Genomic DNA, 1,406 nt, shown 5'->3' on the forward strand with positions numbered 1-1,406 from the left:
CAGGGCGCCGCCGAGCCGGCGGGAGCCGGTGCGCCCGGAGCCGGTGCGGCCGCCGAGGGAGCACCGGCGGCCGCCTTGGTGGGCGCGGAGCTCGCCGAGCCGGCGGGCGCGTCGGTGTTCTCGGGCCCGCAGGCGGTCAACGCGAGCCCCGCCCCGAGGACGAGGACGGCGGAGGCGAACAGCGGGCGACGGCGGCGGACGGACATGGTGGCTCCCCGATGGCGATGTGGACTGCTTGCTCGAACACACCACAGGACGGTCGGACGACGGCTTTCGGTGCCATGCGCGGCGTCACAATCGTCAGGACATGACAGGGACCGGACTGTGACATTCGGTCAGCCGCACGGCAGTTGACGGCGCCCCCGTGGCCTGCCCCGTGCCCGGCCCCGCCGACCCGGCCCGCCCGACGTCTGCGGGAGGAGGCGCGCGACTCCCGGCCGCGTCGCGGTGACGGGCCCGGGTGAGGCGGATCCGCGGGAGGGCAGGGCTCCGGCCGGGATGACCGGGGTTCCCATTCGCCCCGCAGGAGGTGCGTCAGGGGATTCCCGTTGTGACGATGGCCCCACGGTCGGCCCCACGGTCGGGCCCACGGAACGGCTGCGCGAACGGCCCCCGACTGCCCGCCGGCACCTTCGCCTGGCCGACGCGTTCCGCCCGGCGTACCCGGGGCGGTGCGCTGCCCGGGGACGTGCCGAGCCGATCCCCTCCCACCACTCCCATCCATCGAGAACAAGGGGAACCCCACATGTCCGTACGTCGAAGCGCCGTGACCGTGTCCGCCGTCCTCGCCGCGCTGGCCGCCGGCGTGGCACCGGCCGCCGAGGCGGCACCGGCGGCCGCCTCGGAGATCCTGAACTGCACCGTGAACGCCGCCGTCACCTTCAGCCCTCCACTGTCGGCCGGCCCGGAGGCCACCACCGTGACGATCGGAGGGACGGCGACCGGGTGCACCGACTCCCAGAGCGGCCCGACGGCCGTGGTGGGCGGCACCGTCACCGCGACGCTCACGTTCGGCACCCTCAGCTGCAACCCGCTCACGCCGCCGGTACTGGCGCCGGGCTCCACGGCGACCTTCACCTGGAACCTGCAGAACGGGACACAGGCCAGCAGCACCATCACCGACATCGCCGTCGTCGAGGTCGACGGCGCCGGCACCCTCACCGGAACCGTCACCGGCTCCTCCTCGCGCCTCGCCGGGGAGACACTGACCGCGGCCCTGAACATCGACAGCGACCAGCCGATCCTGGACAACTGCGTCGACGTCCTGCTCGGCGCCCCGCCCATCGCCCACTCGACCCTCACCGCCGTCACCGCCTTCAGCTGACCCCCCGCCACACCGGCCCCGGGCGCCGAGCGGTTCAGTCCGCGGAGGGCATCGCGGACCGCGCCGGGCATCCGGTCGACGC

At 74.8% G+C, this 1,406-nt stretch carries 1 protein-coding gene and 1 pseudogene; one reads left to right on the plus strand and one right to left on the minus strand.

The window, feature by feature from the left end; all coding sequences use genetic code 11:
* Window positions 1-206, minus strand: a pseudogene (locus tag ACFU6K_RS39010) (hypothetical protein); the annotation flags it as partial.
* A 539-nt stretch (window positions 207-745) separates the two neighbouring features.
* Here ACFU6K_RS39010 and ACFU6K_RS39015 point away from each other — a divergent pair.
* A complete protein-coding gene (locus tag ACFU6K_RS39015; RefSeq protein WP_380671423.1) occupies window positions 746-1,324 on the plus strand; it encodes a hypothetical protein in 579 nt (192 codons plus the stop codon).
* The last annotated feature ends 82 nt before the right edge of the window (window positions 1,325-1,406 follow it).

The organism is Kitasatospora sp. NPDC057512 (assembly GCF_042802135.1).
In the GTDB taxonomy this organism is placed as follows: Bacteria; Actinomycetota; Actinomycetes; order Streptomycetales; family Streptomycetaceae; genus Kitasatospora.

What these genes read in the sequence shown, in the direction of transcription:
- ACFU6K_RS39015 (WP_380671423.1), top strand. Translation starts at nt 746, where the DNA reads ATGTCCGTACGTCGAAGCGCCGTGACCGTGTCCGCCGTCCTCGCCGCG.